Annotated in this window: 25 protein-coding genes; 11 read left to right on the top strand and 14 right to left on the bottom strand. The window is 66.0% G+C overall.

Annotation, left to right across the window (positions count from 1 at the left end; genetic code table 11):
- Nucleotides 1-133: 133 nt before the first annotated feature.
- Nucleotides 134-994, top strand: coding sequence for a proline iminopeptidase-family hydrolase (locus ACX9NE_RS19405; protein ID WP_459363365.1), 861 nt, complete (start codon nt 134-136; stop codon nt 992-994).
- Nucleotides 995-1079: 85 nt separating this feature from the next.
- Nucleotides 1080-1883, top strand: coding sequence for a transglutaminase-like domain-containing protein (locus ACX9NE_RS19400; RefSeq protein WP_459363364.1), 804 nt, complete (start codon nt 1080-1082; stop codon nt 1881-1883).
- Between the two features lie 3 nt (nt 1884-1886).
- Here the strand turns inward: ACX9NE_RS19400 and ACX9NE_RS19395 are convergent, their stop codons facing one another.
- From ACX9NE_RS19395 to ACX9NE_RS19380, 4 genes are read right to left on the bottom strand one after another with little or no spacing between them, the layout of a single operon-like run.
- Nucleotides 1887-2654 carry an enoyl-CoA hydratase/isomerase family protein gene (locus tag ACX9NE_RS19395; RefSeq protein WP_459363363.1) on the bottom strand — a complete coding sequence of 256 codons (768 nt, stop codon included), beginning with the start codon at nt 2652-2654 and terminating at the stop codon, nt 1887-1889.
- A gap of 1 nt (nt 2655) precedes the next feature.
- Nucleotides 2656-3756, bottom strand: a complete 1101-nt coding sequence (locus tag ACX9NE_RS19390) for an acyl-CoA dehydrogenase family protein (protein ID WP_459363362.1) — start codon at nt 3754-3756, stop codon at nt 2656-2658.
- A complete protein-coding gene (locus tag ACX9NE_RS19385; RefSeq protein WP_459363361.1) occupies nt 3743-4648 on the bottom strand; it encodes an acyl-CoA dehydrogenase family protein in 906 nt (301 codons plus the stop codon). The genes ACX9NE_RS19390 and ACX9NE_RS19385 overlap by 14 nt, the downstream gene beginning before the upstream one ends.
- Entirely contained in the window at nt 4626-6029 is a 1404-nt protein-coding gene (locus ACX9NE_RS19380) for a class I adenylate-forming enzyme family protein (RefSeq protein ID WP_459363360.1), read from the bottom strand. Before ACX9NE_RS19380 ends, ACX9NE_RS19385 begins: the two co-directional genes overlap by 23 nt.
- Before the next feature lie 91 nt (nt 6030-6120).
- Between ACX9NE_RS19380 and ACX9NE_RS19375 the strand changes: the two genes are divergently transcribed.
- Nucleotides 6121-6402 carry a 2Fe-2S iron-sulfur cluster-binding protein gene (locus ACX9NE_RS19375; RefSeq protein ID WP_459363359.1) on the top strand — a complete coding sequence of 94 codons (282 nt, stop codon included), beginning with the start codon at nt 6121-6123 and terminating at the stop codon, nt 6400-6402.
- A 19-nt stretch (nt 6403-6421) separates the two neighbouring features.
- On the top strand, nt 6422-6736 hold the full coding sequence (locus ACX9NE_RS19370) for a hypothetical protein (protein ID WP_459363358.1): 315 nt from the start codon (nt 6422-6424) through the stop codon (nt 6734-6736).
- Here ACX9NE_RS19370 and ACX9NE_RS19365 read toward each other — a convergent pair.
- The 5 genes from ACX9NE_RS19365 to ACX9NE_RS19345 all read right to left on the bottom strand — a co-directional run bounded on the left by ACX9NE_RS19365 (nt 6733) and on the right by ACX9NE_RS19345 (nt 11628).
- Nucleotides 6733-7584: a pyridoxamine 5'-phosphate oxidase family protein gene (locus ACX9NE_RS19365; RefSeq protein WP_459363357.1), complete on the bottom strand. Its 852-nt coding sequence runs from the start codon at nt 7582-7584 to the stop codon at nt 6733-6735. The two genes, ACX9NE_RS19370 and ACX9NE_RS19365, sit on opposite strands and share 4 nt — an antisense overlap.
- A 71-nt stretch (nt 7585-7655) precedes the next feature.
- On the bottom strand, nt 7656-8636 hold the full coding sequence (locus tag ACX9NE_RS19360; protein WP_459363431.1) for a CaiB/BaiF CoA transferase family protein: 981 nt from the start codon (nt 8634-8636) through the stop codon (nt 7656-7658).
- A gap of 47 nt (nt 8637-8683) precedes the next feature.
- Nucleotides 8684-9640 carry an LLM class F420-dependent oxidoreductase gene (locus ACX9NE_RS19355; RefSeq protein WP_459363356.1) on the bottom strand — a complete coding sequence of 319 codons (957 nt, stop codon included), beginning with the start codon at nt 9638-9640 and terminating at the stop codon, nt 8684-8686.
- A complete protein-coding gene (locus tag ACX9NE_RS19350; protein ID WP_459363355.1) occupies nt 9625-10050 on the bottom strand; it encodes a cobalamin-dependent protein in 426 nt (141 codons plus the stop codon). Before ACX9NE_RS19350 ends, ACX9NE_RS19355 begins: the two co-directional genes overlap by 16 nt.
- The gene (locus tag ACX9NE_RS19345) at nt 10051-11628 is read right to left on the bottom strand and encodes a methylmalonyl-CoA mutase family protein (protein ID WP_459363354.1); all 1578 of its coding nucleotides are present in this window, start codon (nt 11626-11628) and stop codon (nt 10051-10053) included.
- A gap of 375 nt (nt 11629-12003) precedes the next feature.
- On the opposite strand from ACX9NE_RS19345, the gene ACX9NE_RS19340 reads away from it, so the two are divergent.
- Nucleotides 12004-12726 carry a cutinase family protein gene (locus ACX9NE_RS19340; RefSeq protein ID WP_459363353.1) on the top strand — a complete coding sequence of 241 codons (723 nt, stop codon included), beginning with the start codon at nt 12004-12006 and terminating at the stop codon, nt 12724-12726.
- Nucleotides 12727-12729: 3 nt separating this feature from the next.
- Here the strand turns inward: ACX9NE_RS19340 and ACX9NE_RS19335 are convergent, their stop codons facing one another.
- Both ACX9NE_RS19335 and ACX9NE_RS19330 read right to left on the bottom strand, forming a co-directional pair.
- On the bottom strand, nt 12730-13545 hold the full coding sequence (locus ACX9NE_RS19335; RefSeq protein WP_459363352.1) for a methyltransferase domain-containing protein: 816 nt from the start codon (nt 13543-13545) through the stop codon (nt 12730-12732).
- Between the two features lie 156 nt (nt 13546-13701).
- Nucleotides 13702-14478: a M15 family metallopeptidase gene (locus ACX9NE_RS19330; RefSeq protein ID WP_459363351.1), complete on the bottom strand. Its 777-nt coding sequence runs from the start codon at nt 14476-14478 to the stop codon at nt 13702-13704.
- Between the two features lie 110 nt (nt 14479-14588).
- On the opposite strand from ACX9NE_RS19330, the gene ACX9NE_RS19325 reads away from it, so the two are divergent.
- Nucleotides 14589-16301, top strand: a complete 1713-nt coding sequence (locus ACX9NE_RS19325; protein WP_459363350.1) for a CocE/NonD family hydrolase — start codon at nt 14589-14591, stop codon at nt 16299-16301.
- Here ACX9NE_RS19325 and ACX9NE_RS19320 read toward each other — a convergent pair.
- Nucleotides 16298-16930 (bottom strand): sensor domain-containing protein, encoded by a 633-nt coding sequence (locus ACX9NE_RS19320; RefSeq protein WP_459363349.1) that lies wholly within the window; start codon nt 16928-16930, stop codon nt 16298-16300. The genes ACX9NE_RS19325 and ACX9NE_RS19320 overlap by 4 nt on opposite strands.
- Before the next feature lie 203 nt (nt 16931-17133).
- Here ACX9NE_RS19320 and ACX9NE_RS19315 point away from each other — a divergent pair, with 203 nt between their 5' ends.
- The 3 genes from ACX9NE_RS19315 to ACX9NE_RS19305 all read left to right on the top strand — a co-directional run bounded on the left by ACX9NE_RS19315 (nt 17134) and on the right by ACX9NE_RS19305 (nt 18854).
- Nucleotides 17134-17718 (top strand): TetR/AcrR family transcriptional regulator, encoded by a 585-nt coding sequence (locus tag ACX9NE_RS19315; protein ID WP_459363348.1) that lies wholly within the window; start codon nt 17134-17136, stop codon nt 17716-17718.
- Nucleotides 17719-17795: 77 nt separating this feature from the next.
- Complete coding sequence (locus ACX9NE_RS19310; RefSeq protein ID WP_459363347.1) at nt 17796-18446, top strand: biliverdin-producing heme oxygenase; 651 nt, start codon at nt 17796-17798, stop codon at nt 18444-18446.
- Nucleotides 18447-18656: 210 nt separating this feature from the next.
- Nucleotides 18657-18854, top strand: a complete 198-nt coding sequence (locus ACX9NE_RS19305) for a hypothetical protein (protein ID WP_459363346.1) — start codon at nt 18657-18659, stop codon at nt 18852-18854.
- 202 nt (nt 18855-19056) lie between these two features.
- On the opposite strand, the gene ACX9NE_RS19300 is transcribed toward ACX9NE_RS19305, so the two are convergent.
- The gene (locus ACX9NE_RS19300) at nt 19057-20568 is read right to left on the bottom strand and encodes a wax ester/triacylglycerol synthase domain-containing protein (RefSeq protein ID WP_459363430.1); all 1512 of its coding nucleotides are present in this window, start codon (nt 20566-20568) and stop codon (nt 19057-19059) included.
- 191 nt (nt 20569-20759) lie between these two features.
- Complete coding sequence (locus ACX9NE_RS19295) at nt 20760-21335, bottom strand: DUF5994 family protein (RefSeq protein WP_459363345.1); 576 nt, start codon at nt 21333-21335, stop codon at nt 20760-20762.
- 651 nt (nt 21336-21986) lie between these two features.
- Here ACX9NE_RS19295 and ACX9NE_RS19290 point away from each other — a divergent pair.
- The gene (locus ACX9NE_RS19290; RefSeq protein ID WP_459363344.1) at nt 21987-22790 is read left to right on the top strand and encodes a transglutaminase-like domain-containing protein; all 804 of its coding nucleotides are present in this window, start codon (nt 21987-21989) and stop codon (nt 22788-22790) included.
- 170 nt (nt 22791-22960) lie between these two features.
- Nucleotides 22961-23449: a DUF5994 family protein gene (locus ACX9NE_RS19285; protein WP_459370749.1), complete on the top strand. Its 489-nt coding sequence runs from the start codon at nt 22961-22963 to the stop codon at nt 23447-23449.
- The last annotated feature ends 1 nt before the right edge of the window (nt 23450 follow it).

Genomic DNA, 23450 nt, shown 5'->3' with positions numbered 1-23450 from the left:
TTGCGTCCGTTCGGCGGGGGCGGGTGTCGGCGAGAACCCCATTCTCTCACCTTCCCGCGAGCAGACACAAAATCGCACATTTCCGAAGGGAATTGTGCGATTTTGTGTCTGGTCGCGGAACCATAATGGCACCGTGAAATCAATCGAGGTTCCCGGCGGCCGGGTGTGGTTCAAGCGGGTGGGTTCCGGGGACGGCCTACCTCTGCTGGTGGTGCACGGCGGTCCGGGTCTGCCGCACGATTACCTGTGCTCCCTGGAGCGACTGGCCGATGAACGCGAAGTCATCTTCTGGGATCAGCTCGGCTGCGGCAACTCCGAACGCCCGTCTGACCCCGGGCTGTGGACCATGGAGCGTTCGGTGGCCGAAATGGACGCCGTCATCAAGGCTCTGCAGCTCAAGGCCTTCCACATCTTCGGCAACTCCTGGGGCGCCATGCTGGCACTGCAGTACGTATTGGATGTCCCGTCCGGCGCCGCCAGCTTCACCATCTCCAACAGCACGGCGTCGATACCCGTGTTCGCCGAGAACGTGATCCGACTGAAGGCCGAGTTGGACACCGCCACTCAAGACGCGATCGACCGCCACGAAGCCGCCGGCACCACCGATTCCCGGGAATACCAGGCCGCGATCACGACCTGGAACCAAACCTTTCTGTGCCGCTCGCTGCCCTGGCCGCGCGACCTCTACCGGGCCTTCCAGAATATGGGCACGGAAATCTTCCGAACGATGTTCGGGCCCAGCGGCTTTCACATCCTCGGCACCATCCGGGACTGGGATGTCGTCGACCGGCTGGGCGAGATATCCGTACCTACGTTGCTGCTGGCCGGCAGGTATGACGAGTGTTCGCCGGAGCACATGCGGGGAATGCACGAGCGCATCACCGGCTCGTGCTTCGAGTTCTTCGACAACACCGCTCACGTCCCCTTCATCGAGGAGCCAGAGCGTTTCGACGCGGTGATGCGCGAGTTCCTGGGCCACCACGACAGAACGTGAATATCAGCGAATGCGGGCACGGGCGAGCTGTGGTTGGCTACAGGCATCGTAGTTGCGCCGTGATCGTCACAAGGGGGACGCGTTGATGAAGCGCGAGGTCGGGGCCAACTTGCAGGTCAAAGTCAACGATCCCACGACACTGGAATTCCAGATCGCGGTCGCGTCCCTGCCCGGACTGCGGATCGACGAGTCGTTGAAGGTGCAGCTGGACGGCGAACCGGTCTCGGTGCGCGAGATCACCGGCGAGCACGGCACCCGGATCCACACCGCCGAAATCGGAACGGGCAATCTACAGGTCTCCTACGAGGCCACGGTTACCGGCCGTGCCGATCCGATTGCGGTCCGTGACCTCGATGTGTCGACCTACCTGCGGCCCAGCCGCTACGCCGAGGCCGACAAGTTCTTCGGTTTCGCCGCCACCGAATTCGGGCGGTACACCAACTCCGTGACGTTGCTGGAGAACGTTTCGTCATGGGTGGGAACGAGGCTGAAATACGTTCCGGGGTCCAGTGATCCGATCGACGGCGCGACGGACACCCTGCTGGCCGGGGCAGGTGTGTGCCGCGACTACGCGCATCTGGTCGTCGCGCTGCTGCGCGCGGTCAACGTGCCCGCCCGCCTGGTTGCGGTGTACGCACCGGGATGTGACCCGATGGACTTCCACGCCGTCGCCGAGGCCCTGATCGACGGGAAGTGGCAAGTGGTGGATGCGACCTGCCTGGCACCGCGCCAGACGATGCTGCGCATCGCCACCGGACGCGACGCCGCCGACACCGCCTTCCTGGACAACCACGGCGGCGCGATCGAATTGACCGACTCGGTGATCACCGCCGTCGCCGACGGCCCGCTGCCGCGCGATTCGGTGGAAGACCTGGTCTCGCTGGGCTGAGTTTCAGTTCTTGGCGGCGTTGAGCTTGCTGACGATCGCCCGAAAGTCCTCGGTCACGAACGACTGGTGCTCGGCCGACAGCGCATAGTCCAGACTGGCCAGCACTGCGCGCTCCAGATGGATATTGAGCACGCGCTTCGTACTTTCCACCGCCTGCTGCGGCAACTCCATGATCTTCTTGGCGCAGTCCACCGCCGCCGCGAACGGATCCTCGGCAACGTGATTGGCCAGACCGAGCTCGACCGCCCGGTCGGCGCCAATCCTGGTGCCGGTCAGCGCATATTCCTTGGCCAGCATCAGGCTGATGTGCAGGGGCCAGGTCAGCGGTCCGCCGTCGGCGGCCACGAGCCCCACCTGCACGTGCGGGTCGGCGAGAAACGCGTGCGGGGCGATGTAGACGATGTCGCTCAACGCCACCAGGCTGCAGCCCAACCCGACGGCGGGGCCGTTGACGGCCGCGATCACCGGGATCCGGCACCGCGCCATGCCGAGCACGATCTCGCGTCCATCGCGAATCGTCTTGGCGCGCAGGTCGGCGTCTTCGGCCAGCTCGGCCAGGTAAGCGAAATCCCCACCGGCCGAGAAGGCTTTGCCACTGCCGGTGATGACGGCTGCGCGCGCCGACGCGTCGTCGGTCAGGCGCTGCCACAACCGGGCGAGGCCGACGTGCAGACTGTCGTTGACGGCGTTGAGATCCTCCGGCCGGTTCAGGGTGATGATGCGCAGCGCCCCTTCTGCGCGGACGTCGATTTCGCTTGGCATGTCGTACATGTCAGACTCCCAATCCCAGAATTCGCGAGGCGATGATGTTCTTCTGAATCTGTGATGTCCCGCCCATCACGCTCTGCGCGCGGCTGTACAGGTAGGCGCTGAGCAGACCCGGGTCGCGGGTGCCGCCGACGGCCAGCGCCGCGTGCCCGACGGCCTGTTCCACCCAGGTCATCAGCAGCTTGTCCAGCGAGCCCTCGGGACCGTGCGACACGTTGTCGAGCTGCTCGGACAGCCGACGCCGCACGTGATGGGTCAGCATCTCGGCCTGCACCGCAGCCCAGGCCACCTCATCTTTTGCCGAGTCGTCCGCCTGGCCCTGGCCGCGGGCCACCAATTGCGCGACCAGTTTGTTGTAACGGGCCGCGTAGCCCAGCGTGGAAGGTTCCCGTTCGTGCCCGACAACGGTCATTGCGACTGCCCACCCGTCCCCGTGGGCGCCGACCATGCGGTCGGCCGCGACGGTGGCGCCGTCGAAGAATACCTGACCGAATTCGTTCGTGACACCGTTGATCATCTGCAGCGGACGTTGTTGCACGCCAGGCTGTTTCATCGACAGCACGAAGGCCGACAGGCCGCGGTGCCGCTTGGCGGCCGGGTCGGTGCGGGCCAGCAGCAGACACCAGTCGGCGACGTCGGAGTAGCTGGTCCAGATCTTGTGCCCGTGGATCACGTAGTGGTCGCCGACACGCGTCGCGGTGGTGGTCAGCGCGGCCAGGTCCGAGCCCGCACCAGGCTCGCTGAACCCCTGACACCAGCGCTCGGACCCGTTGATGATGCCGGGCAGGAATCGTTGCCGCAGTGCATCACTGCCGTGCCGGCCGATCCCGATGACCAGGTATCCGACGCTGGGGCGCGGCGGTGCGCCGGCGCGTGCGATTTCCTCGTCGACGATGACGTCATACACCGGCGGCAATTCGAGGCCGCCGTACTCGCGTGGCCAGGACAGCCCGAAGAAGCCCTCGTCGTAGAGTGCTCGGTGCCAGTCCGCCTGGCGGGCCCAGTACTCGTCGCCGGATCCACCGAACTCCTTGGCGTGCAACGAAAGCCAGGTTCGGAGTCGCTGCCGGAACTCTGCCTCCTGCGCTGAATCACGAAAGTCCACGGAAGACCTCCTTCAGGCTGACCGGCCACAGTTCGGTCGATGTCAGCGCCCGGCGCAGATACACGTGCGCCAGGCATTCCCAGGTGTTGCCGATGCCGCCGTGCACCTGAATCGCAGTCTCGCACACGGTTCGGGTAGCGCGGGCACAGTACACCTTCGCCACCCGCGCGGCATGAATCGCTTGCGCCGGTTCCAGTTCGTCCACCGCCCACGCGCCGTGCCGCAGCACACTGACCGAGCCCTCGACCAGCGCCAGGCTTTCGGCCAGCAGGTGTGCGATGGCCTGATAGGACCCGATCGACTTGCCGTACTGCTCACGGATTTTCGCGTAGTCACAAGCCAGGGCATGCGCGCCGCGCGCCGCACCGAGCAGGTCAGCAGCGGTGCCGACCAGCGCGAGGGCATGCCATCGCTGTGCGGCCTCGTCCGTTAGCTCACCCAACACGGCGGGCGTGTCCGCGATGCCGGCGCAGGCGCGGGTCAGGTCCGCACCGTCGCAGTCGCCGTCGATGCCGGCCGCCAGCACGCTGGTGCCCGAGAGCAGCAACGCGCGCCCAAAGCCGCGGGTGTCGAACGCCACGCCGTCTACCGCGATCGTCGCGTCACCGATGTTCGTCCCGAGGTGCCGCGCCAGCTCGTCGGCAAGTACCGGCCCCAGGAACGGTGCGTCGACCAGCCGGCGCCCGAATTCCTCGGCAATCAACGCGACTTCAACCCCCGACGCGCCGTCGGATCGCAGCGACCGCCAGCCCGTCATGTCAATCTGCTTGTCCAGCCGGGCCCTTCGGCTCTGATCGGTCAGCTCCCGCACGGCGGCCGGCCCGAGGTCGTCGGCCATCTTGGCCGCGGCATCGCGAAGTTGCTGCTGTTCAGTGCTCAGACGTACATCCATAGCTCTCCTTGAGCACTCTTCGTAACACCTTGCCCGAGGGCAGGCGGGGAATTTCGGTCACGAACACCACCCGGCTCAGCTGTTTGTAGGACGCGAGCGCCGCACCCACCCGGGCGGTGAGTTCGTCGGCGTCGACCTGGGTGTGGGTGGCGACGGCCGCCACGATGGCTTCACCGTTGACGCCGTCGGCAACGCCGAAGACCGCACAGTCCTTCACCGCGGGATGGCCGTGCAACACGGTCTCGATTTCGGCGGGCGCGACCTGAAAGCCCCGCACCTTGATCATCTCTTTGAGGCGGTCGGTGATCCGCAGCCAACCATCGGCGTCCAGCCAGCCGACGTCTCCGGTGCGGTACCAGCCGGCGTCAAGGACTTCGGCGCTCGCCCCGGTCGGCAGGTAGCCCGCCATCAGCGAGTCGGACCGGGCCTGGATCTCGCCGACCTGACCCGGACTGGCGGGCTCCCCGGTTTCCAACGAGACCACCCGCACCCGGACACCCGGCACCGCGCGGCCCACCGAATCCAGCCGGGCGCCGCTCAACGGATTACAGGCGATCACCGGAAGTTCTGTCGTGCCGTACGCCGGCACCCAACCGATGCCGGTGCGCCGGGTCACCGATTCGGCGATGCCGGCGGTCACCGGCGTGGCGCCCCACATGATGTACCGCAGCGACGACAGATCATAGGACTCCAGGACGGGGTGCGACGCGATGGCCAAGGCGATTGGCGCGACGGCCATTTCGACGGTGATGCGGTCGCTTTCGATGTGCCGCAGCATCCGGTCGACGTCGAAGCGACGGTGCAGCCTGACAAAAGCGCCGGTGCGCAGCGCGGTAAGGATGTTGAGCAGTCCGAGGATGTGTGACGGCGGGGTGGTCACCTGCAGCCGGTCCCGCTCGGTCAAGCCCAGTGCGCCGCGCCAGTGCCGAACCGCCGCGTTCAACGATGCGTGTGTGTGCCGCACGGCCTTGGGCAGCCCGGTGGTGCCGGAGCTGAAGACCAGCACCGCGTCACCGTCTACCGGCACCGGAGCCGGTGCGAATTCGACCGGCGCGACGGGTTCGTCCAGGTGCAGCATCGGCATCATCGCGGCCAGCACCGGATGGTCGCCGACCGCATCGGCGGGCTCCGTCAACGCCAGTGCGTGCTCGACTTCGTCGCGTTTCCACGCCGGGCTGATCAGAACGGCCGACGCGCCGAGTCGCCAGATCGCGTGCACGGCGGCGATGAACTCCGGCCGGTTGGACGCCATGAGCGCGACCCGCCGGCCGGCACCAACGCCTCGCTTCCGTAGGGTCGCGGCCAGGCTGCCGGTCAACGCATCGAGTTCAGGCCGGCCCACGTGTTGATCCTCGAATGCGAGCGCCGCCGATCCGGTCACGTCTCGATCCCTCCCGCAACCTTGAGAAGGTCCTATCTTTTGGTGAGAATAGTATTCTCAATACTGAAGAATACAAGTACGGAAGGTGCCCATGACGGAGGCCGCCGTGGTGACGATTCACCTTGAGCGCAGGAAAGTGTCGGTGCCGCGCGTCCCGGGCGAGACATTGTTGGAAACCGCGCGCCGGGCCGGGCTGGACCCGCCGTTCAACTGCGAAGCCGGCAATTGCGGCACCTGTATGGCCAGGCTCACCGAGGGCAGCGCCACCATGCGCGTCAACGACGCCCTCGACGACGACGAGGTGGCCGACGGCTACATTCTGACGTGCCAGGGCATTCCGGACACGACGCGGATCACCGTGCATTACGAGTAGTCACGAAAGGCTAGCCACTATGGCCAAGGGCATCATCTATGTCGAGACCTATCCGAGTTCGCCCGACCGCGAACAGGAATACAACACCTGGTACGACGAGGTCCACCTGCCGGAACTCGTCGCCCTTGACGGGATCGTCTCGGCGCGCCGGCTGCGACCGGTCAACGGCGAAGGACCCTACGTCGCCCTCTACGAGATCGAAGGCGACGATCTGCAGGCCGTCCTGCAGGGCATGAGCGGGGCCAAACTGACCATGTCCGGTGCGCTGCAACTGGATCCGCCGCCGATTCCGCGACTGCTCGAGGTGATCGCCGATTGCCATCCGGTGGGCTAGACGGACGCGTCGACCGCGATCACTTCCTCCGGGGCGAACATCACCCGCCTGTCGCCGGCGTCGCCGTCCCAGCGCACCGAGGCGGTACCGGACAGCTGAAGCGTTGCGCCGCTGTCGGAGTCGACGAACAACAGGGCGGCAGAGGGATCGACGAACAGATTCCCGAAGCTGTTGAACATCTTGTTGCCCGGGTAATCTGGCCACCACACCAGCCCAGGTGCGGCGCGGACGAATCCGGCGGGGCCGCCGCGGTGCGATGCGTCATTGCCGGACTCAGGGTGGGAGGTGCCCAGGAAGAACGTGTCGGCGGCCTGGACGAATTCGATGTCCTGGTGCCGTAGTTCGGTCCCGCGCAGGACGTTCGAACGCTGAGCGGTGCCGATGGACAGGTGTCGCGGCGTGATGTACTGCGGGCAGTTGCCGTACGCCTGCTCCACGGCGATCGTCAGCCCGTCGTCTCCGGCGCGGGTCAGCATGCCGTTGACGCGCAGCCGGCGACGGGTGGCGAAGTCCATCGCGACCACGCCGACCGGTTGGTGCACAGGCAACACGCGCAAGGGGTCTGCCGCTGGGGGTGGCGTCTGGATCTGCAGCGTGGTGGCGGACGCGACCCGCAGGAATCCAGGAGGACCGGACAGAGGCGACACCCAGAGCCGGCCGGCTCCGTCGCGGGCGGTCAGAGCGGCGAATGTCACCTTGGCGAGAAAGGTACCGGCGCCGCCGCGCAGCTCGCCGCCGGCAACCATCGGGGCCAGCCTGGCCGCGGCTGCCTGCACGCCCGCCTGTTGCTGGACGGCAAGCTCGCCGGGATGGAAGCCGAGGGCGCCGGCTCGAGGATTGTCAGCCATTGCTCGGCCTCCCTTGTCGTAACGAGAGCAACCGCAATCGCTCGGGAAGTATTTCCACCGCGCGGAAGCCGCTAGCCCTCCAATACGGGCGGCGGGCGGTAGTCGGGCTGGTAGCCCCAGACCTGGATCGGACTGCCGACCAATCTCATGTCACCCGCCTGCACGATCACTTCCGGTGTCGCATCGAGCGCCTCGGGCAGCGTTCGCACCGCCGCCGCGGGCACGCCGAGGATGCGCAGCCGGCGCTCCCAGCGCGCCGCGGTGTCGGTCGCCAGGGCCGCGGTGACCACGGCCAGCACCTCGTCGCGCTGCGCGACCCGCTGGGCCATCGTCTCGAATCCGTCGATACCGGCCTCGGTGGCGAAGCATTTCCAGAATTCGTCATGAGTGATGAACAGTGCGAGATACCCGCCGGCCGTCGGAAACAGCTGTGCCGGAACATAATATGAGTGGGCGCCGCCCGGACGGCGCCGCGGCTCGGTACCCCCGTTGAGATAGGCCGCCGCGTGGTAGTTCAGTTGCGAGAACATCACGTCGCGCAACGACACGTCCACCTGTCCGCCGCTGCCGGAGATGATTTTGGCCAAAAGCGCCAGCGCCGCGCACATTCCGGTGGAGTTGTCCGCCGACGAATAGCCCGGCAGGGTAGGCGGGCCGTCCGGATCGCCTGTCAGTGCGGCGATGCCGACCCCGGCCTGTATCACGTAGTCGAACGCCGGATCGTCACCGCCGTCGAGACCGAAGCCGGTGATGGCAACGCAGACGATCTTGTCGTTGTGCTGCCGCAAGGCTTCGTAGGTGAGCCCCAGCCGACGGATGGCCGAGGGCTTCAGGTTCACCAGCAGCGCATGTGATTCCGCGACGAGTTCACCTAACCGCTGTTGCCCCTGCGGTGAATTCAGGTCAAGGCAGACACTGGACTTGTTGCGGTTGAGGCTGGCGAAGTAGCTGGCTGAGACCCCGCGGGAGATCTCGCCGCCTACCGGTTCGATCTTGGTGACGTCGGCGCCCAGATCGGCGAGCAGCATGGTGGCGTACGGGCCGGCCAGCATGGTGCCGACTTCGAGGATGCGGATCCCTGCCAGCGGCCCGCGGGCCGTCACCGCAACTCCGTTGCCAGCTCGGCGATCATCTCCCGCGTCCGGCGCTTGGATGCGACGAGTTCGTCGCGGGTGTCACCGATCGGCAACAGCCGCACCGACAGGTCCGTCACGCCCGCAGCTGCGAAACGGCGCATGCGGGCCAGGATCTGTTCCGGGTCACCCGCCGCACACAGATCACCGACATCGCGGGCATCGCCGCGTTCCAGCAGGCGCTGATAGTTCGGCGACACCTCCGCCTCACCCAGGATGCGGTTTGCCCGCTCTTTGGCCGTCTCGACTTCCGAAGGCGCACAGAGGCATACCGGGATGCCGGCGACGATCCGCGGCGCCGGGCGGCCGGCATCCGCGGCGGCCTTGGTGATGTTGGGCGCGATGTGGTCACCGACCGCGCGCTCGTCGGCCATCCACAGCACGGTGCCGTCCGCGAGTTCGCCGGCCAGCTGCAACATCACCGGCCCCAGCGCGGCGACCAGCACCGGCATCGGGGGATCGGCCGCCAGCACGGTCGGATTGTGCACCGTGAACGAATTGTTCTCGACGTCAACCGATCCCGGTCCGGCGATGGCGGCGTTGAGCACCTGCAGATAGTCGCGGGTGTAGGCCGCCGGCTTCTCGTACGGCAGCCCGAGCATGTCGCGGATGATCCAGTGGTGCGACGGCCCGACGCCCAGCGCCAGCCGGCCGCCCGCCACGGCATGCGTCGAGAGCGCTTGGCGGGCAAGAGCAATGGGATGCTGGACCTGCAGCGGCACCACCGCGGTGCCCAGCTCGATGCGCGAGCTGTGCGCGGCCATCAGCGACACCATGGTCAGGCAGTCGAAATCGTCGGGCACCTGTGGCATCCACGCGGTATCCAGTCCCGCGGATTCGGCCCATTCGATATCGGCGATCAGCTTGGCCACCTTGCGGGCCATGTCACCCCGCTCGGCGCCGATCATCACTCCGACGCGCACGGTTCCTCCTGTGCGGGTTCCGGCGTTCCGGTGAGCGCGCGGATCTCGCGGACCAGAACGTCAAGTGACGTTCCGGTGGGAAACACCGCGGCCGCACCGGCGGAGAGCAGCTTGGGCACGTCGGCGTGCGGGATGGTGCCCCCGACGATGACGGCGATGTCCGCGGCGTCGGCGGCGCGCAGGGCCTCGACGGTGCGCGCGGTAAGGGCCAGGTGCGAGCCGGACAGGATGCTCAACCCCACCACGGCGACGTCTTCCTGGACCGCGATGGACGCGATGTCTTCGATGCGCTGACGGATACCGGTGTAGATGACCTCGAACCCCGCGTCGCGCAGGGTGCGGGCAACGATCTTGGCGCCCCGATCATGACCGTCCAGACCGGGTTTGGCGACCAGAATACGGGCGGCCATCTAAAACACCACCGGCTGCTGAAACTCGCCCCAGACCGCTTTGAGCGCGGAGACCATCTCTCCGACCGTGCAGTATGCGTTGGCGCAGTCGATCAGCTTGTGCATCAGGTTGTCCGATCCCTGCGCGCTGCGCGAGAGCGCGGCCAAGGTCATTTGCACTGCGCCGGCGTTTCTTTCGGCCTTCACCTTGGACAGCCGTTTGAGCTGCAGATCGCGGCCCGTGGCGTCGAGTTCGTAGCTGACGACGTCTGGCTCCGGCTCCTGGGACACGAACCGGTTGACTCCGATCACGGGCCGGGCACCGGACTCGATGTCCCGGTGGATCCTGTAGGCCTCGTCGGCGATCAGTCCCTGCAGGTAACCGTCTTCGATTGCACTGACCATGCCCCCGTGCTGCTCGAGGTCGGTCATGATCTCGATGATGCGGGCTTCGGTGGCATCGGTGAGAGCTTCGACGAAATAGGAGCCGCCTAACGGGTCGGCGACCTGCGCGACGCCGGTCTCGTAGGCCAGGATCTGCTGCGTACGCAGCGCCAGGGTGGTGGACTCCTCGGACGGCAGCGCGAACGGCTCGTCCCAGGCCGCGGTGAACATCGACTGGACACCACCCAAGACCGCCGACATCGCCTCGTAGGCCACCCGCACCACGTTGTTCTGGGCTTGCGGGCCGTATAGCGAGGCGCCCCCGCAGACGCAGCCAAACCGGAACATCGACGCCTTGTCCGTACTGGACCCGTAGCGCTCCCGCACGATGGTGGCCCAACGTCGTCGTCCCGCACGGTATTTGGCGACCTCTTCGAAGAAGTCGCCGTGGGTGTAGAAGAAGAAGGAGACCTGCGGCGCAAATTCGTCGATGCTCATCCGGCCGCGCTCCACCACGGTGTCGCAGTAGGTGACGCCGTCGGCCAGGGTGAACGCCATTTCCTGAACAGCGGTGGCGCCGGCGTCGCGAAAGTGCGCCCCCGCCACCGAGATTGCGTTGAACCTCGGCACCTCGGCCGCGCAGAACTCGATGGTGTCCGCGATCAGTCGCAGCGACGGTTCGGGCGGCCAGATCCAGGTGCCGCGCGAGGCGTATTCCTTGAGGATGTCGTTCTGGATGGTTCCGGTGAGCCTGGCTCGCGGGATTCCTTTTCGCTCGGCGGCGGCGACGTAGAACGCCAACAGGATGGCCGCCGTGCCGTTGATGGTCATGCTGGTGCTCAGTTCATCCAGCGGGATGCCGTCGAACAGGATCTCGAAATCGGCCAGGGTGTCGACCGCGACACCGACCCGGCCGACCTCCTCACCGAAGTCGGGATCGTCGGAGTCATACCCACACTGGGTCGGCAGGTCCAGCGCGACGGACAATCCGGTACCGCCCTGGTCCAGCAGATAACGGTAGCGGCGGTTGGATTCCTCGGCGGTGCCGAAACCGGAGTACTGCCGGAACGTCCACAGCTTGCCGCGGTATCCGGACGCGAAATTGCCCCGTGTGAAGGGATACTTCCCCGGCGGCGGCGGCTCGACGCGCCGGTCCGCCGGGCCATACACCGGCGCGAGCGGGATCCCCGATGGGGTCTCGGGTGCGTTATCCATCAGTGCATAACGTACTTGCAAAAAAAGAGAATGCCAATACCGCTTGGCTGAGCTGGCCGAACGTCACTTTCGAGCGCCGAGACCGAGTGCCCGAAAGCTGGCCATGCGGCGCCGACGACGGCCGAGGCGCGCTGTGAGGCTCAGCACACTTGCCACCTCCGCAACGCCCCCTGGCCGCTCGCCGACACGCCCGTCATGTGCGCAAACACGCCAAACCAGCTGCCGCATGCCGGTCCCGCGCGCGCTGCGTGCAGTTCGATGGTGTTTTACGCTCTGCATGCGCCTGAAGAAGACGGGCCTGAACATCCGGAACAAACTGCCCCCGCCACAGGTTCTTCATCGGCGGAACTCCCAGCCCGAAGAAAAGAGCTGACCTTGAGCTGCAGCCGTTTGTCCGCCGTGTCGTTGTCCCGGGTGGCGCCCTTGCTAGCCGCGGTCGCCTTGTCCGTCGTCGCCCTGGTAGCAGCACCGAGCGGCGCCGTGGCGCGCGCCGGCGCAGATCCCGGTTGCCCGGACGTCGACGTGGTGTTCGCGCGCGGGACCTTCGAGGCACCCGGCGTGGGTGCAACCGGGCAAGCGTTCGTCGATGCTCTCACCGCGCGCCTGGCGGGCAAAACGGTGGCCGTCGATCCGGTCAATTACCCCGCGTCGCTGGACTTCGGCAGGGCAGTCGACGGCGTCGCCGACGCCAGCACGAAGGTCCGGGCTTCGGCCGCGAACTGCCCCAACACCAAGATCGTGCTGGGCGGCTACTCCCAGGGCGCCGCCGTCGCCGCGTACACCACCACCGATTCGGTCCCGGACAGCATCGCCCTGCCCGACGGGATAACCGGGCCGATGCCGCCCGCGGTTGCTTCCAAGGTCGCGGCGGTCGTGCTCTTCGCCGCACCGTCGGACTGGTTCCTGCACCTGGTCGATCACGACGCACCGCCGATCAGCATCGGCTCTCTGTATGCCGCGAAGACCCTGCAGCTGTGCGCCGACGGAGATCCGGTGTGTTCCCCCGGCGGGCGTGACCGCGCGGCACACAGCACCTACCGGGACAACGGGATGGCCAACCAGGCCGCCGACTTCACGCGCAACGCGCTGGCACGTTAACGATCACGCGCGACAGAGAATCTCACCGCAGGGGACGCCCAGCCACCCGTCGGGTGTCGCCGCCCATTCCCGCCAGGCCGCCGAAATCCCCTCTAGTTCTTCGTCATTGGCCAGACCCGTGGTCAATAACTGGCGCGCCAGGTCGGAGTGCAGTATGCGATCGGCCCACATGCCACCCCACCAGTGCCGGGTTTCCGGTGTCGCGTAGCACCAGATACCGGCAGTCGGGGTGACGTCGTCAAAGCCCGCCCGCCGCGCCCACGACAACAGCCGCCGGCCCGCGTCTGGTTCACCGCCGTTGGCGCGCGCCGCCGAGTCGTAAAGCTCGAGCCATCGGTCCAGCAACGGGATCCGGGGGAACCAGATGAAACCGCCGTAATCGGCGTCGCGCGCGGCGACCAGCCCACCCGGCACGCAGACCCGTCGCATCTCGCGCAGCGCCTGTACCGGATCGCCCACGTGCTGCAGGACCTGGTGTGCGTGGACGACGTCGAAGGTGTCGTCGGGAAAATCGAGCGCATGCACGTCGGAGGTGACGAATGAGATGTTCGTAGCGTTGCGCCGTTGCGCCTCGGCACGCGCCAGGTCCAGCGCGTCCTCGGTGAGTTCGACGGCCGTCACCGAACCCCCGGGTTCCACCCGGGCGGCCAGGTCGACGGTGATCGTCCCTGGGCCACAACCGATGTCGAGCAGTGACAACCCTGGCCGCAGATGCGGCAGCAGGTAGCCCGCGGAGTCCTCGGCAGTGCGTCGCCGGTGACCACGCAGCACCGATTCGTGATGCCCGTGCGTGTAGACGGCTCGATGTTGCCCGCTCATAGGCGACCACTCCTGACGTTCTTGGCGCGAGCAGACGCGAAATCGCACTACAAGCACGCGTTTCGTGCGATTTCGCGCCTGCTCGCGGTAGGTAGTGGCGCCCAGCCTATCGCACTAATCCACAATTCGAGACATCTATCCCACTATTTGGGAAAGTCAATCAAGCGGTACGTTGACGATCGGGCGTTGCACGCCGGCGCCGGGACCGTCGAAATGCCACCACTCGCCGGAATAGACGGCCAGCCCTCCGTAATTCATCGCGTCGCGCAATTGTCTACGATTGGCCTGCGCCTCGACGGTGACGTCCTGGGTTGCGTAAGCGTTTGCACGCGTGGTGAAGTCGTCGAAATCGGTGCCCATGTCGGCGAGGCAGATTCCGGTAACCTGCCGCTGCGTAGGGCACTGGGATTGCGCACCGGCGTAGGTGACGTCGACCGATCGCCCCGCCTCGTGGCTGGTGGCGTACGGACCGGGGCGCGCCACCCAGGCGGGGTTCGGCACTATCTGAAACATCCTGACCTGGACGTCGTGTGGCCGGTAGCAGTCCCAGAACACCAGCACATGCCCCTGCGGACGTAACGCGTTGGCCGCGGCGGCAAGGCCGGGCGCCATGCTCTGGTGCACCAGGCAGCGCGCATCCGCGGGGTACAACCGCGTCTTGGTGAAATTGTTCGTGCTCGCGTACCGCAGGTCGATGATCGCGTCGGGAACCACCGTCCGGACGTCGACGAATTGTGCGGCCTGCGCCTCCCCGCTCAGCGGCGGGATGCCGGGGCCGGGCGGAACGGAGGTGCTGACGGGCCGGACCGGCATCCAGCTCGCCGAGGAATCGAGCGACCCGCCGGACCCGGCAGACACCTGCCATGCACCCAACGCCGCAATCAGCGCCGCGACAACCACCCGGACGACAGTCTGAATTCGCCGACAACGCACGTCACCATTGTCGCGGGCCCCGGTGCGCCCGTCCCCCCCGCCACGCTACCGGCGCACGAGCGCCCAAAATTCCTCTTGCGTTGAGATTAATCTCAACGTAGCGTGAAACTATGACGCACATGCTCAACGGCCCCCAGACCACCGGCCGCGAATATCACAACCTCAGCGAACCGCAGTACACCTCGCGGCGGGAGAACAATGTGGCGGTCGGGATGCGGGACGGCACCACGCTGCTGGCCGACGTGCATCGCCCTGACGCGCAGGGTCGCTTTCCGGCACTGCTTGCGGCGTCGCCGTATCCGCGACAACTGCAGGACTTCGGCGCCCCAGCCGGATTCATCGAGGCCGGCGTGACCGACTTCTGGGTGCCGCGGGGGTACGTACACGTGATCGCCAATCTGCGCGGCACCAACGGCTCCGGTGGCACCTTCGGTTTCGCCGACGCCCAGGAACGTCGCGACCTGTACGACCTCGTCGAATGGGTCGCCGCGCAGCCGTGGTGCGACGGAAACGTCGGCATGATCGGTATCAGCTACTTCGCCGTATCCCAACTCGAGGCGGCCGTCGAGCGCCCGCCGCATCTCAAAGCGATCTTCCCCGTCGCCGCGACAGCCGACGTCTACGAGGCCGCCAGCCACCACGGGTTATTCAGCTCAGCATTCGTCACGCCGTTCCTGTCGATGATCGGCCTGACCGCCGAGCGCAGTGACAAACTGTGGCGCAGCGCACCGATCGCTCTGGCCCGCCGGGTTCTGCACACGCCGCGGCTGCACAAGAAGTTCGCCACCATGAACGGCGAGGCTGCGGTCACCATGCTGCGCCAACTGATGAAGCTGCCGCACGACCCGCACCCGTGGGACGAGCTATGGCTCGACGCAGCCGTCAACCACCCCACCCATGATGAATGGTGGGACGAGCGAAACCTGTTGCCGCTGCTCAAGGAAGTCGACATCCCGGTGTATCTCGGGTGCGACTGGGAGAACGTGCCGCTGCATCTGCCCTCGACGTTCGCCGCGTGGAAAGGCTTGTCGGACAACGCCTGCGTGCGGATGGGCATGCTGGGCAAGTACGGACTGACCTGGCCCTGGGAAAGCATGCACACCGAAGCGCTGGCCTGGTATGACCACTGGCTCAAGGGCCGCGACACCGGCATCCTCGAGGGCCCGCCCATTCGCTACTTTCTGCCCGGGGCGGACGAGTGGCGCACGGCCGAGTCGTGGCCGCCGTCCCAGGCGGCACATCGCGAACTCGCGCTGCGGGCCGACGGCGTCCTCAGCGAAGACGAGGGCGAGCCGGGCTGCCGCGAATATTTGGTCCTGGGCACGGGCCTGGGTCGCGTCACCCCCAGCAAGATCGATCCGCCGTCGCTGCTGAAGTGGACCAGCGCCCCACTGGCCGAAGATCTCGACGCGGTTGGCGACTTCGAGCTGCGCCTCGTCGCGTCGGCCACGGCGATCGACGTCGGCTGGATGGTGACCCTGCAGGACGTCGCGCCCGGCGGCGAGGTCACCGATGTGACCGCGGGTTGGTTACGGGCCAGCCTGCGCGAGGTCGACGAGGCGGCCAGCCGCCCCGGGGCACCGGTGCTGCCCTGTCGAAATCCGCAGGCGGTGCCGCTCGGCGAGGACGTGGTATATCGAATCCCCTTGGTCGGCAACGCAAGACGGTTCCAGGCCGGTCACCGCATACGGTTGGTCTTGACCAGTGACGACCAGGACCCGTCGACCCCGGCGATCATGAACTTCCGGCACGCCAGCGTCGGCACCAGCAGCCGCAATACCGTGCGCTCGTCGTCTCGCTTGTTGGTTCCGGTTCTGGGCTAGCCGATGCGGTCAGTGGCCTCATTCAGGATGGTCCGGGCGATCTGGTCGGCCGGTTCGAGTCCCAACACTCCGATGGACATCAACACGGCCGACTTCTCCCGGTACACGTGGTTCCACCCGCGACCGTTGATCCGCACGGTCGCCGAGTCGGGCCGATCGAGGGTGAAGTCGTAACGAGGGTCACCAAGTGCCGCGCAGGCCTGCAGCGTGGAATCCAACTGATGCAGGGCACCGCGCGCCGTGCTTGTGTCCGGATAGACCGCGACGGCCTGACTCACGGTCTGGATCATGGCCGGACCGCCGGGCTTGAGGTCGTCGGTGATGCCGTGATAGCCCGCGCTACGAAACTCCGACCAGCCGGTGCCGAAGGTAACGTCGCTGATTCCGGCCGCTCGGCACGGCCCCGGCGCATTCAGGTCTCCGGCCGGCGGCTGTCGCAGATCCGCGTGCGAATGCGCGGTCAGCTCTTCATAGTTGGCGATGCGACGAACTTCCTCGATGCTGACGATCAGCGAATCGGCACGCGACGCGGTAGGGGCGGTGGGGCTGGCCGAAGCGCCGTCGTGACCACACGCAGGGACGGCCACCAGGATGCAGCCGAGCAGGACGCTGCCCAGTGCCGATCTCATCTGCTGTGCGCGTAGCGGTTTCATTCTCGACGAGCCGTTCTGTGCAGACTGGCTGCTGAGGTAGCTGAGGCATCGCCAGCGTTCGAATGTGCCGGGTGGTCGCACCCGCCCTGTCCCCTTTGTTTGGCGTCCACCCGCAATCCTACGGGCCTGGGCGCGGGCGACGGGGCAGGTGCAGACATGAAAACGGTTAGAGTCGCGGCGTGCCGAAGATCAGCGCCTCCTCAGTTGAGGAGCACCGCGAACAAGTGCAGCGACGGGTCTTCGAGGCCTTTGCGATCCTCATGGCCGAGCACAGTTTCGACGCCATCACCATGGCCAAGCTTGCGGCGGCAGCCGGCATCGGCCGGACCGCGATCTATCATTACTTCGCGGACAAGGAAGCGGTGGTCGTCGCCTTCGCCTCCCATGAGACCAGCCGCTACATCCACGGCCTGCGTGCCGACCTCGCCGGGGTCAAGAACCCGGTCGACCGCCTGGCCATCTACATCAGGCATCACCTCAACGCAGGCGAGCAGTTCCATATGGGACTGGGCCCCCAGCTTTACGGCGCACTGTCCCACCACACGCTGCGCGCCATCCGTGAGCACGTGGTCGCCGTCGAGGACGTGCTGCGGGAGATCCTGACCGACGGCGTCGCGGGCCGGCAGTTCGTTGTTGAGGATCAGGCCGCCACGATATCGCTGATCCACGCCTGCCTGGGGCCGCGCGACCTTCCGGCACCGACGATCGAGCGATTCGTGCTGCGTGCGCTCGGTGTGCCCACGGACCCGGCGAGGTTGTGGTAGGTTTTTGACAGATTGTCAGAATCTTCCCGCCGCCGCTGCTGTCGCGCGTTGCCGTAGTCCCAGTCTCCGGAGTCGACATGCCACCGAGAACCGTCGAGGCCGTCCGCCCCTTTTCTGTTGCCATGAGGGAAGGGTCGATGGCCGAGCACGAGGCGGCGGAGCACTCTTCGTATGTCTCAGAACTGCTCGCCGGCCGGGTCAACCGGCGGGGCTACGCTGACTATCTGCTGCGACTGCGGGTGATCTACGAAACGCTGGAGGCCGCCGTCCGGGCCCATCGTGACGACCCGTTGGTTGCCGCGGTCTATGACCCGTCGCTGGAACGACTGACGGCCATTGACGCCGACCTCGAGTACTGGGCCCCCGGTGCCGCGCGCCAGATCGACTCGCCGGCGGCCCAAAAGTACCGGGAGCGACTGGCCGGCGCCGGCTGTTGTGGCACGCTGGTGGCCCACCATTACACCCGCTACCTCGGCGACCTTTCCGGCGGACAGGCAATCGGCCGAATCCTCGACCGCACCTTCGCCCTGGAAGGGGCCGGGCTGGCGTTCTATGACTTCCCGATGCGCCCGAAGCCGTACAAGGATGCTTACCGGGCGAGGCTTGACGACCTCGACCTGACCGCCGAGGCAATCGATCGCGCGGTTGACGAGGTGCGCGTCGCCTTCAACCTGAATCAGGCGTTGTTTGACGAGCTTGCGCAGAACCTGCCGGACTACCGACGCTGACGAGGCGAGGAACGGAATCCGGGCGACTGCGCACCAATGATCTTCGGAGACTCCCGAACCGGGAGCAGCCCCGTATCCGCAGACTGGTGAACGCTCCACCGTGCGCCGGATCGGCCGGCAGGCAACAACCGTTGCCACAGTAGGGTTTACCCGCCCCCAGCCAGGGGTAGTCGACGACCGGTCCGGTAAATCCTCGAGGAGTCGCAGCGAATGATCACCAACATCTGCCCCGCGTGCGGCTATCCGACACTGGAGGCCGCGCTGTGCGCATTCTGCTGCCCCAGCGACGCGATGACCGGTACTCAGGGGTTTGAGCCATATCGCAGGTCGCTGTGGTACAGGGCGAAAGACTCCGGCTCCTATCCGGCGGCGCGTATTGCCACCTACCCTGACCCGCTCGCCAGTTGACCCGGCGAGAAAGCCGGCCGAACTCAACGCATTTCACATATTCGAGGCAACCACAGAGCGCCCGTGGTGCGTATAACCTTGCGCCGGATGAGAAATCGCTGGACGGACCGAAAGTAACGGCCGATGCTCGTGAACCACAGGGGACGCCCCGCAGAAGGGCCAGTTCTTCCGAAATCGCAGGTCGATCTTCCTTACGCCGGTCTCAGTTGAACCCGTCATAGCTTCTGCCGCGTGAACGATTCACGGGGTGCGACGTCATCTCGGTAACTACGGAACGGCCCTGCCCCCGAGGAGATTCCTGTGCGGCCGCCAGCAGAATCTGGAGAGAGTGCGCGATCCCGGTCGCGAGCTCGTCAACCGCGGGCACGTTGTCGGGGCATGCACACACGCTTACATCCAGATCTGCACCGCGGCGGGTCAGCGCGATATTCAACCCGCTTCCCTCAGCTAGCGGCGCCACCGTATGCATGCCCACAATCTTGGCGCCCGCACAGTAGCCCGGCACCGGCTCGATGACTGTCGATGAGACACTGCCGTGACAGGTCGGCATGAGCTGATGCCGCAGGCCTGACCGAGCGTAGAGCTGCATACCTACACGAGCCAGCGCCGGCGGGATGAGCGAGGCCATCGCCTCGGAATCGATTGTGGGACTGGTTTCGTTGCCGCGGCCGCGGATTGCGTTCAGTCTCTCGGTGGCGGTATGGAGGTTGGCGAGGACTTGCACCGGGTCATCGAGTTGTACCGGGATGCGAAGCCGCCCGACAGTCAACGCCTGTCCAATTCGAGGGGGTTCCGTGGCTGGCAACTCGAAGGGCATCCGCATCAGGAGCGGACCGTTGGGCACCGTGTCGTGCCGTTGCAGCCACGCGCGCAAAGACAATGCGCAAGAAGCCAGTACGACGTTGGTGACGCTGCCCCCGAACGCATCGCTGACCGCCTTCACATCTGCAAGCGAGATCGAGGCGAATGCCAACGCGCGCCGCTCGGTCAGCGGCGCGTTGAACACCGTGCGTGGCACCGGCGCACTCATCGACGATGCCGCCGGCGGCGTCGGTCCCCGTCCACGCGCGCGGAGCACCCGCGTGGTTACGTTCTGCAGCACACCAGATACCGTCTCGGCGATCAGCCGCATGCTGGTGACGTGGTTCTCGACGAGCTCGGCCACCACGTCGATAACGAGTTCGCTTGCAGAAGGGGCCGAACCGAGGCTCGGCTCGATCGGCAGATCGTTGGCCGGGTCGGCGTGCGGCCGGGCGGTCAGCAGCCGCGGCCACACGGACGCTGCCCCTGCCGCCCCGTCATTGAGTGCAGGCGACATCTTCACCGCCAGCGCCCACCGCCCGCCCGCCAAACCGCTGATGCTCCATGCTTCCCAGAGCTGATCACGGCGATCCCGTCGTCCGGTACTCAAGTCGGCGATGAGATCGGCCAGTTCGCGGCGACCGCCGGGAGCGCGCACCGTCGCGCAATGAATTTGCCGATAGGGGTCATAGTTCTCAATCTCGGCCCACAGCGGCTGCCCTAGCCCCAGCGGCTTGTTCACCAGCCGGCTGCGGAAGCGCGCCATCTGCGGCAGCGACGCCGCCACCAGTTCATGGAGCCGCTGGTGGCTGAGCTCATCGGACGCGTCGATAATGGCCAGCGTGACCGTGTGAGCAGGCGCCTTGGAGCTCTGTGTGTGCAGTGACAGCGCATCGACCCGCGACAATCGCACAACCATCAGCGCACCATCCCTCGTCCAGCAAAACCTACAGCGCCACAGCTCTAATCGACACGCCTCCGCGCGATGCCAACTGAATCACTGTGAGCGAACGGTCCCGCTTCCACCATCGGGTGCGCGACAACGCTGGACGTCAAGGACGGCGCGCGCGGCGGAGGGACACCATGACTGTGGCAAGTGACGACCTAGCTAGGCTCCGGGCGGGCACTGCGGTACGCGAAAGACGACGGACGAAACTGCCGCCGGGTCGAGGGGCGTTCGGCTCCGTCCTGCGAATCCCAGCGCTGCCTCGCGGCGTCCCTGCGTGTGCGGCTTTCCCTGTCCTTCACGCTGATCATGAGCAGGGCGTCGACGCTTGCCACGTTGTCGGGCGCGGCGGCCGCCACCACGATCGCATGCGCCTGGTCTGGATCGATATGCGCCGGCACGACCAGCAATACGACCTTACCTCCCTTGGTGTCCAGGACTTCGACCGTGTTAGGCAGCTGACCACGAGATCCGACAAGCTGGACCAGCCGATGGCTGATGACGAGTTCGGTAGGCGTTGTTGCCCATTCGTCAGGGCGGTACACCACACGACTGGTGGCGCCCAGGTGCACAGACAGAACGGCGATCAGGTCTGGCAGCTCGGTCATCAGGTCGTCACTGCGTGGCCACCAAGCACCATCCACATTCCCGCACGCGGGTGACAGGGGCTTCAATCGAACCCGCGTCGTGCGGACGTCCGGCGCGTCGTCCCACTTCAGGCTGTTGCCGGCCATTTCTCGCGTCATCGAGACGCTCCCGTCTTGACCGCAAGACCGGCCACATCATCCGAATCAGCGACGACACAACCAAGAACGGTCACGCACCAAAAGCCGCCGACGCTTTTCACACCCTACTCCAATCGGATGTGGCACGCGGGGACGCCGCTGCCGGCACGTTCCCCGGCGAACGTCAGACCCAGGTGTCGCAGACATGCGCAGTAGCACTTAATCACGTGACCCTGAGCTGGCTTGACGTCCGGCGATTTGCGAATTATCGGCTCGGTCGGTGAGCCGTGCTGCGTTTGTCCACACAGCGAAGATTCGACGGCGGCCAGCCCGGTGCTGACTGCTTAACACCACAGTTGCGCACCAACGGCCATCTAGCAACAGACCACGAACGCAACCTGCTCAAATCCGTCGCTGACTCCCAGCGTATGCGACGCCCGGCCAAAACAGAAGCGAAGCCGAACCGCCTGTATTCGGACGCGGGTATCTCAGGCGGGCGACGCGACGGCGAACCAGCGCGCGTCGGTGCCCGAGAATTTCGGCGCGTCCGACGGCGCCGACGGCCCCCGATTCAGGTCGGCCGGTACAGGACACATCCCCTGCCTGGCCGACACCGTCACTTGCCTGGCGAATACCCAACGAATAGCGCAGTATCGCGCTATGAGACGTGAAGTAGGTGCCGAAATCGAAGTCGAAATCACCGCGCCCACAACGCTGGAGTTTCAGATCGCCGTCGCCCCGCATCCGGGCACTGAGGCCTTCGAATCGCTGCGTTTCGTCTTGAACGGAAGCCCAGTCCAGCCCTTGGAAGTCAGCGGTGTGCATGGCAACCGCATCCACAAGTTCGATGCGGCAGTGGGCACGCTGAAAGCCGACTACGCGGCGACGATCGTGGGTCAGACTGATCCGGCACCGGTGACCGAGTACGACCTGTCGATGTATCTGCGACCGAGCCGCTACGCCGAGACCGATAAGTTCTACGGTTTCGCTGCAACCGAATTCGGCACCTACGGTGATTCGGCCACGTTGTTGGAGAACGTGAGCTCGTGGGTGGGCACGAGGCTGAACTATGTGCCTGGCTCCAGCGATCCGATCGACGGGGCGGTGGACACCTTGCTCTCCGGCGCAGGTGTCTGCCGCGACTACGCGCACCTGGTGGTGGCCCTGCTGCGGGCCGTCAATGTCCCGGCCCGCGTGGTGTCGGTCTATGCACCCGGGTTGTACCCGATGGACTTTCACGCCGTGGCCGAGGCTTTCGTCGAGGGCCAATGGCGGGTGGTCGATGCGACGCTGCTAGCGCCGCGGCAAACCCTGGTGCGCATAGCCACCGGTCGTGACGCCTCCGACACCGCGTTCCTCGACAATCACAAGGGCGCGATCATGCTGAATCAACTCGCCGTGACCGCCGTCGTGGACGGCGACTTGCCGGCGGACTCGATCGACCAATTGGTATCCATCCGCTGAAAACGCCGAGCAGATCGGCCGATCACCACAAGCACCGATGCGGCATTCGCTCTGGACAACGCGTGTAGCGTAGAAATCATTGGCGATATTCCGCACCTGACTATTCAAAGCCATCTCGTCGCCGATTCGAAGGATCTGACCGTTTTTGCGGTCAAGATGGGAGCGTCGCTATGGCGCCGAACACTGACCACATCGACGCTGGGCGCCGGCATGAACCGCCGGCGCACACACCACGCTTGAGGCTGAAACCCAAAGCGCCCCAGAGCGGATACGTCGACGGCGCATGGTGGCCGCACAGTGACGACCTCACTGCGGAGCTGCCGGATCTGCTCTCGGTGCTGTCAGTGCGACTCGGGCCGATCGGTCGCGTGCTCTACAAACTGGACGACTGGGCAACGGCACCAGCAAAGTTCGAGACCGGCGGGCGAACGGTGCGACTCGACGGATATCACCGTCAGCCGGTCAACACGGTCGAAATCCTCGGGATAAACCGCAACAAGATCGTCCTGCTGGTCGTTTCCCCACATGCCGAGCCTGATCAGGCACACGCCGTCATGATGACAGCAGCGGGCCCAAGCAATGCCTCGACCGTCGAGAGTCTCCTGGTGCACAGCGGGGAGGAACCGGAAGTCGGCGTATCGGCTCGGTCTGCCGAATAAC

Source organism: Mycobacterium sp. ML4 (assembly GCF_054515735.1).
This window is presented reverse-complemented; position numbering and strand designations above follow the sequence as displayed.